The sequence below is a fragment of the Actinomadura oligospora ATCC 43269 genome (genome assembly GCF_000518265.1).
Taxonomy (GTDB): Bacteria; Actinomycetota; Actinomycetes; order Streptosporangiales; family Streptosporangiaceae; genus Spirillospora; species Spirillospora oligospora.
Genome location: NZ_JADG01000031.1, coordinates 22,089 through 29,083 on the forward strand (window position 1 = coordinate 22,089; position 6,995 = coordinate 29,083).

Genomic DNA, 6,995 nt, shown 5'->3' on the forward strand with positions numbered 1-6,995 from the left:
CAGATCAGGAGGGTTCGGCGCGGTGGACGGTCACGCCCGCCTCCGCGAGCGCGGCGAGTTCGGCCCGGTCCGCCGCCGCGTCGGTGACCAGGTGCGCGATCCGCTCGGCCGGGACGGTCTGGAACACCGCGTCCGCGCCGACCTTGGTGTGGTCGGCAAGGACGACGGGATGCTCGGCGGACGCGGCGATCGCCCTGTCGACGGCGGCGACGGCCATGTGCGGCGTGGACAGGCCGCGTGCGGCGGTCAGGCCGTTCCCCGACAGGAAGGCGTACCGGACGCGGACCGTCCCGAGGAACCGCTCGGCCTCCGCTCCGACCAGCGCGCGGATCGGCCCGCGCAGCGCGCCGCCGGTCAGCACGACCTGCGCGGTGCGGGAGTCGGCGAGCGCCTCGGCGACGGCCAGCGAGTTGGTGATGACGGTCAGGCCGGGCACGGCGGCGAGCCTGAGGGCGAGCTGCCGCGTCGTCGTCCCGGGACCGATCACGACCGCGTCGTCCGGCCCGACGAGCGCGGCGGCGGCCTCGGCGATGGCCGCCTTCTCGGCGACGGCGACGGTCGACTTGTCCTGTTGGGTGGGCTCGTGCGCCAACCCTGCGACGGGCGCGGCCCCACCCCGGCTGCGGGCGAGCAGCCCACGCGCCTCAAGGGTCCGCAGGTCGCGGCGGACCGTGGCCTCGGACGCCGTCAGCGCCTCGGCGAGCGCCTGGAGCGGCATCGCCCCACGCTCGCGCAGCAGCCGGAGCAGCCGCTCATGCCGCTCGGCGGCGAACCGCGTCTGCGTCCCGTCGGTCACACCCCACCCCCTATCGCTCACTAACGTACCACTGCTCGGCAGAATCGATCACTAACGCGCAAGCGATCGTCGCGCATGAGCAATATTGAATGAAAGTGAGGTATTGCGCACACTTTCGAGCATCCCTACGCTGCGATCACCCAACCCCCACACCCCGGAGACCGCATGCGCACCCGCCTCCTCCTGCCCCTCGGCATCACGGCTCTCGGCACCACGGCCCTCACCGCCGCGCCCGGCGGGACGCGCGCCGCCGACGACCGCGTCCTGCGCGGCTCGGCCGCGCTGCGCGCTGGGATCACGATCGCGGACAACGGCGGGCGCGACTACTTCGGCAACCCCGTGCCGAGCGCCTGCGTGCCCGACGTGGGCGCGCACCAGCTCGCCTCCGGCTGCTGACGCGCGGCAAAGCGAGAGAGCGGCGGCATCCCGAACCCGGGTGCCGCCGCTTCGCGTCGCTCAGGCGCTGAGGCGCTCAGCCGCTCGGGCGCTGCTCAGGCGCTCAGCCGCCCAGGCGCTTACGCGCTCAGCCGCTCAGGCGCTTACGCGCTCAGGCGGTGCGCATGCGGAAGTCGTACTCACGCGGCACCGGACGGCCCGGGTGGACGGCCGTCCAGATCGTGTCGAGCGAGACCTCGCCCTCCTTGAGGTCGTCCACCTCCAGGCCGGCGTCCAGGATCGCCCTCGCCCGGTCGAGATCGCCGGTGCCGATCGCCGCCCGCGCCTCCAGCAGGCGGACGCGGCCGAGCGCGCGCAGGGGCTCGTCCAGGCCGTCCACCAGGGACAGCGCCTCCGCCGGACGGCCCGTGTCGAGCAGAAGCGTCAGCGCCTCGACGGCGAGATCGCGGGACGCGGGCAACAGCCGCTGCGCCTCCACCATCGGTTCGGGGTCGCCGTCCATCTGGGCGAGCGCCCGCAGCGCCCACGGCGTCCGGCGGAGGTCCAGGGAGCGCAGCCAGGCCGATCGCGCCGCCTCCGGTTCGCCGTCGGCGAGCCGGACGAGCCCCAGATGGTAGAGCGCGTGCCAGTCCTCGGCGTGGCCTTCCAGCAGCTCACGCCAGCGCGGGCCGGTGACCGCGACCGCGGGCGGTTCGCTCGCGGGGAGCGCGCCAGTGCTCAGCAACTCCAGCCACGGCCGCTGTTCGTCGCCGGGTTCACCTGCCGGCAGCGACGCGTCGGCCACCTCGGAACCGGCCGCGATCTCCAGCGCGAGCCACCCCGACCCCGTCGCGAGCCGCTCCTCGGGAACGCTCATCACGGTCCTCGACGCCTGCTCCAGCCGCTCAGCCGTGACCAGGCGTTCCAGCGCCTCGGCGGCGGCCGTCCGCGCCTGCTCCCACGGCCCGTGGACGCGCTCGGCGTCGGCCTCCAGCAGGCCGTACGCCTCCGTCCACGTCCAGGTCGTCCGGCCGGGCATCGGCAGGTGCTCCAGCTGGGTCCGGGCGAGCCCGGCCTGGATCTCCAGGTAGCGCGAGCCGGGACCGCTCAGCCACTCCTGCCAGCGATGGCCGCCCGTGCCCGTCCCCCAGTGGAACAGCTTGCGCCCGCGCAGCCGGGCCGTGGACGTCTGGACGAGCCCGCGCCCCTCGCCGTCCAGCGCGGCGATCCAGGGGCGGCGACCCTCCGGGATGTCGAGGAAGTAGTCGGCCGAACCGGGCACACGGGTCGTGTAGCTGCGGTCGACGCCGTCCAGCTCAGGGAAGCCGACACGGCGCAGCAGGCCCTCGTACCCGAAGTGGTACGCCGCGTCGGCGGGCCCGAGGACCCGCACGTCCGGGGCCTCCGGGACGGCGATGTTGGACCACCAGTACACCGGCGTCTCGCCCTCGGCCGCGTTCCGGATCCGCACGCGCACGTACAGCACGGGTGATCCGGCGGGCAGCCACGCGTCGACGCACAGCGTCAGGCGGCGCTGCCGCTCGTACTCGTACATGCGCAGCACGGGCGTGCCGTCCTGCGCGGTCATCCGGACGGCGTGCAGCGGTTCGCAGGTCAGCGGCCAGTGCCCGGTCGTGCCGAGGTTCCACTCCACTCCCCCGGCGAGCCACGCGTCCCGCAGGGCCAGGTTCGCGGGCTGGAGGATCGGGTTGCGGTGCAGCAGTTCCCGCCCGGACGGCCGGTGGACCAGCGACCAGAGCCGTCCGCCGAGGCCGGGCAGGAACGTCGCGGTCAGCACGTCGTTCTCCAGCACCACCGACGGGATCTCCCGGACGGTCCGCCGCCGGTCGTACGCGTCCTGCCGGGTGTAGGGCAGCAGCGTCGGCGGCTTCCCGTACACCAGCTGGGCGGCCATCTCCGGATCCGCCTCGGCGATCTCGGTGGGCGGCGCCGAGACCGGGGCGGGCCGGCGCAACATGGGGAGCGTCCCCGCACGCGGGAGGGCGGCGGGGACGCTCAGCGTGTCCAGACGAAGATCCATCACTTTCCGATCCCGACGGTCATGCCCTGGATGATGCGGGTGCCGAGCCAGGAGAACAGGGCGACCAGCGGGGCGAGGATGATGGTCATGCCGGCGAACAGCGCGCCCCAGTCCATGCCGCTGAACTGCTGCGACTGGACGAAGCTGATCAGCGCGACCGGCAGCGTTCCCTTCTCGCCCTGCATGAGCACGACGGCGAACAGCGTCTCGTTCCAGTTCGCGATGAACTGCAGCAGGAACGCGGTGATCACGCCGCCGCGCACGACGGGCAGGACGACCTGGAGGAACGTCCGCGCGCCGGACGCGCCGTCGATCGCGGCGGCCTCCTCCAGCACGCGCGGGACACCGGCGAAGAAGCCGGTCAGCAGGAAGACGGTGAACGGCAGCGCGAGGGCCGTGTAGACCAGGATCAGGCCGGTGTAGCTGTTGGTGAGCTGCACCTTCGCCAGGCCCACGAACAGCGGCACCACGAGCGCCTGGCCCGGCACGCCGAGGCCCATCGCGAACACCATCGTCAGCGCGTTGGACGTGCGGTTGCGGCGCCGCGACAGCGCGTACGCGCACGGCGCCGACAGGACGATCGCCAGCACCGACGCCACGGTCGCGACGTACACGCTGGACAGCGCGGCCCTGGAGAAGCCGCCCTCGTTCCACGCCCTGGCGAAGTTGCGCCAGCGCGGCGAGGTGGGCAGGCCGAACGGGTGCCGGAAGATGTCCCTGGTGTCGCGCAGCGCGGTGAGCAGCACCCACGCCAGCAGCAGCACCGTGACCGCGACCAGCAGCCAGACCAGGCCGCGGCCCACGATCTTCAGCGGCGGGACCCGCCGCGGGAGGATCTGCACAGGGGCTCCTAGAACTGGATCGGGTCGCGGCGCATCAGCCGCCGCAGCACGAGGGTGAAGACGGCCACCATGAGCAGGCTGACGATCGCGGCGGCGGCCGCGAGGCCGAGCCTCGGCACCGCGGTCTGCGGGAACGCCGACTGGTACACGTACATCGCCGTCGTCCACGACTTGACCGACGGGTTGGTGTTGGACGTCCCGAACAGCAGCACGATCTCGAAGATCTTCACCGAGGAGACCGTCCAGAGGACGGCGCAGACCGACACCACGTCCCAGGAGAGCGGGAGCGTGACGTGCCAGAACTTTCGCCAGGCCCCAGCGCCCTCCAGTTCGGCCGCCTCGTAGAGGTAGGTCGGGATCTGGTCCACGGCGGCCATGATGATCGTGGTGTAGTAGCCGGTCGCCGACCAGATCACGATCGCGGTGATCATGCTGAACGAGTTGTCGGTGGACAGCCACTTGGGCGGGTCGTCCACGCCCGCCCAGCGCAGCGCGGTGTTCACCGGTCCGGACGGGTGGAAGATGAACCCGGCGGACGCCCCGAACACCATCGCGTTCACCAGGCAGGGGAAGAACAGCGTCGAGCGGGCGAACATCCGCCCCCACATCTCGCGCAGCGCCAGCGTCAGGGCGAACGCGATCGCGAACGTCACCAGGCCGCCGACGACCAGGATCGTGAGGGTGTTCTTCAGCGAGGTGTGGAAGGTCGGGTCGTCGACGAGGGTCCGGTAGTTCCCGAAGCCCTTCCAGGTCCTCTCCCCCATCCCGTCCCACTTGTACAGGCTGATGTAGGCCGAGTAGGCGATGGGGACGAGGAACAGCGCCGCGTAGAACAGCAGCGCCGGCGCGGCGAACGGCCAGAACAGGCGGCGCTGCTGGCGTTCCAGCGGGTCGCGTCCCGTCCCCGGACGGCCGGACGCCCCCGCCCGGGACCCACGGGTCCGGGCGGGGGCGGGCACGGTGGCGGTCATCAGCCGGTGGCCTTCACGTAGCTCTCGTGGGCCTTCTTCACGGCCGCGACGAACTGCTCGGGCGTGGACTTGCCGTGCAGCAGGTCGAGCCACGCGGGGTAGAGCACCTTGTCGCCGTAGTCGCCGTCCATGTTGTCCTGCATCGCCCGGGACGGGTTCTTCTGCAGGATCCGCTGGACGTCGGCCAGCTCGGCCGGGGCCGGGATGTCGTCACGCGGGGTGATGTTCTTGGCCTCGGTGGAGATGCCGGACAGGGTGTCCTTCCTGATGAAGTTCGCGATGAACTTCTTGGCCGCGTCGGCGTGCTTGGCGCGCTTGGGCACCGAGAACCCGAACAGGATCGCGTTGGCCTCGGCGGGGCCGCCGGGCTTGGCGGCCGGGAAGTTGATCGCGGCGAACCTGAACTTCGGCGAGCGCTGGGTGGCGGTCTCGCCGTCCGCCCACGAGCCGTTCAGGAAGAACGCGGCCTTGCCCTGCGCCCAGTTGGTCTCCTGCGCGGGCAGCTTGGACGCGTCGTACCCCTTGAGGAAGTATCCGCCCTTGACCAGCTTCTCCACGTTGCGGGCGGCGGCGAGCACCGCCGGCGATTCCCAGCCCGCGCCGGACTTGTCGGCGGAGATCTTGCCGAGGCTGCCACCCTCGCGGGCCAGCAGGTAGTCCAGCCAGAGCGAGCTGGACCAGCCGTCGTCCCCCTCGGTGGTGAAGCACGCCTTGCCCTTGGCCTTCAGTGCGTCGCAGAGCTTCGTCAGATCGTCCAGGGTGGCGACCTTCGACGCGTCCGCCAAAGCCGGGTCCGCGGCGTCGTAGAACAGGTTCGCCGAGACCAGCTCGTAGGGGACGATCCACTTCTTGCCGCCGTCCGGCGCGGCGGGCAGGGTGTCGGTGTACTTGGCGGTGATGACGTCGGAGACCTTCTTGCCCTCGCCCGGCACCTGCGCGTCGTACACCGAGGACAGGTCCGCCGCCTGACCGTTCTTCACCGTGTTGGAGAAGATCACGTCCGCGCCGTTGTCCCACAGGTCGGGCGCCTGGTTCGCGGCGATCGCGGGGCCGATCTTCTTGCGGACGTCCCGGCCCTGCCAGACGACCTTGACCTTGGCGCCGGAGTCCTGCTCGTACCGGTCGATCGCGGCCTTGATCACCTTGGCCTGCGGCTCCTCCTGCCGCCACATGGACCAGTAGGTGAACTCGCCGCTCTTGCCACCGCCGTCGCCGGAGCCGCCGCACGCCGTGAGGGCGAGGCTTCCGACGAGGGCCAGGGAGAGCAACCCTGCCGACGCCTTGGTCTTGCGCATGAGATGCACCTTTCGGGGGGTTCGCGTGCGTGAACGGTAAGAGGCAACCGATCATCAGAGCAAGACCTGATTGCAAAATGATGCACGCTTCGCCCTTGATTGATGCACCAACGCGCAGGCCCCGCGCACCATCAGGCACGCGGGGCCGCACTCGGATCCCGGCCCGGCGCGCGGCCGGGCCGAGGCTCACGACTGGGCGATGTTGACCATCCACTCGACGCCGAAACGGTCGGTGCACATGCCGAACACATCGCCCCACACCTGCTTCTCCAGGGGCATCTGGACGCTGCCCCCGTCCGACAGCCCGGCCCAGTAGCGCCGCAGGTCACCCTCGTCGTCGCCGCTCAGCGAGATCGACACGTTCCCGGCCCCCCGCGTGCTCGTGCCGGGCGGCGTGTCCGACGCCATCAACGTGAACCCCGACGGGGTCTCGAGCATGGCGTGCATGACCCGGTCCTTCAGCGCCGGATCGTCCTGCCCGAGATCACCGAACGCCATGATCTTGAGCTCCCCGCCGAGCACCTTCTTGTAGTGCTCCATCGCCGCGCGGGCCTGCCCGTCGAACGCGAGGTAAGGATTGAGACGCGAACCCATGTGATCCTCCTGTCACTGATCGTTACGATCGTCGCAATCCCCGCCGAACAGAGCCACAAGCCCCACCCCATCCCCACCCCC

The 6,995-nt window shown here is 71.3% G+C and carries 7 protein-coding genes; 1 reads left to right on the forward strand and 6 read right to left on the reverse strand.

Annotated elements, in window-relative coordinates:
• Positions 1 to 4: 4 nt before the first annotated feature.
• On the reverse strand, positions 5 to 796 hold the full coding sequence (locus tag P696_RS0130990; RefSeq protein ID WP_026415378.1) for a DeoR/GlpR family DNA-binding transcription regulator: 792 nt from the start codon (positions 794 to 796) through the stop codon (positions 5 to 7).
• 165 nt (positions 797 to 961) lie between these two features.
• Here P696_RS0130990 and P696_RS0130995 point away from each other — a divergent pair, with 165 nt between their 5' ends.
• Positions 962 to 1,192 (forward strand): hypothetical protein, encoded by a 231-nt coding sequence (locus tag P696_RS0130995; protein ID WP_026415379.1) that lies wholly within the window; start codon positions 962 to 964, stop codon positions 1,190 to 1,192.
• Positions 1,193 to 1,343: 151 nt separating this feature from the next.
• Here the strand turns inward: P696_RS0130995 and P696_RS0131000 are convergent, their stop codons facing one another.
• The 5 genes from P696_RS0131000 to P696_RS0131020 all read right to left on the reverse strand — a co-directional run bounded on the left by P696_RS0131000 (position 1,344) and on the right by P696_RS0131020 (position 6,914).
• Entirely contained in the window at positions 1,344 to 3,212 is a 1,869-nt protein-coding gene (locus P696_RS0131000) for a DUF5107 domain-containing protein (protein WP_034487989.1), read from the reverse strand.
• The gene (locus P696_RS0131005; RefSeq protein WP_051468401.1) at positions 3,212 to 4,054 is read right to left on the reverse strand and encodes a carbohydrate ABC transporter permease; all 843 of its coding nucleotides are present in this window, start codon (positions 4,052 to 4,054) and stop codon (positions 3,212 to 3,214) included. The genes P696_RS0131000 and P696_RS0131005 overlap by 1 nt, the downstream gene beginning before the upstream one ends.
• Before the next feature lie 8 nt (positions 4,055 to 4,062).
• A complete protein-coding gene (locus P696_RS0131010) occupies positions 4,063 to 5,025 on the reverse strand; it encodes a carbohydrate ABC transporter permease (RefSeq protein WP_034487992.1) in 963 nt (320 codons plus the stop codon).
• Positions 5,025 to 6,320 carry an ABC transporter substrate-binding protein gene (locus tag P696_RS0131015; protein WP_026415383.1) on the reverse strand — a complete coding sequence of 432 codons (1,296 nt, stop codon included), beginning with the start codon at positions 6,318 to 6,320 and terminating at the stop codon, positions 5,025 to 5,027. Before P696_RS0131015 ends, P696_RS0131010 begins: the two co-directional genes overlap by 1 nt.
• Before the next feature lie 186 nt (positions 6,321 to 6,506).
• Complete coding sequence (locus P696_RS0131020; RefSeq protein WP_026415384.1) at positions 6,507 to 6,914, reverse strand: VOC family protein; 408 nt, start codon at positions 6,912 to 6,914, stop codon at positions 6,507 to 6,509.
• Positions 6,915 to 6,995: the final 81 nt, after the last annotated feature.

Bases quoted from the DNA above. Each gene is read 5' to 3' on its own strand.
- P696_RS0130995 (WP_026415379.1), top strand. From the start codon at position 962: ATGCGCACCCGCCTCCTCCTGCCCCTCGGCATCACGGCTCTCGGCACC.
- P696_RS0131000 (WP_034487989.1), bottom strand. From the start codon at position 3,212: ATGGATCTTCGTCTGGACACGCTGAGCGTCCCCGCCGCCCTCCCGCGT.
- P696_RS0131010 (WP_034487992.1), bottom strand. From the start codon at position 5,025: ATGACCGCCACCGTGCCCGCCCCCGCCCGGACCCGTGGGTCCCGGGCG.
- P696_RS0131015 (WP_026415383.1), bottom strand. From the start codon at position 6,320: ATGCGCAAGACCAAGGCGTCGGCAGGGTTGCTCTCCCTGGCCCTCGTC.
- P696_RS0131020 (WP_026415384.1), bottom strand. From the start codon at position 6,914: ATGGGTTCGCGTCTCAATCCTTACCTCGCGTTCGACGGGCAGGCCCGC.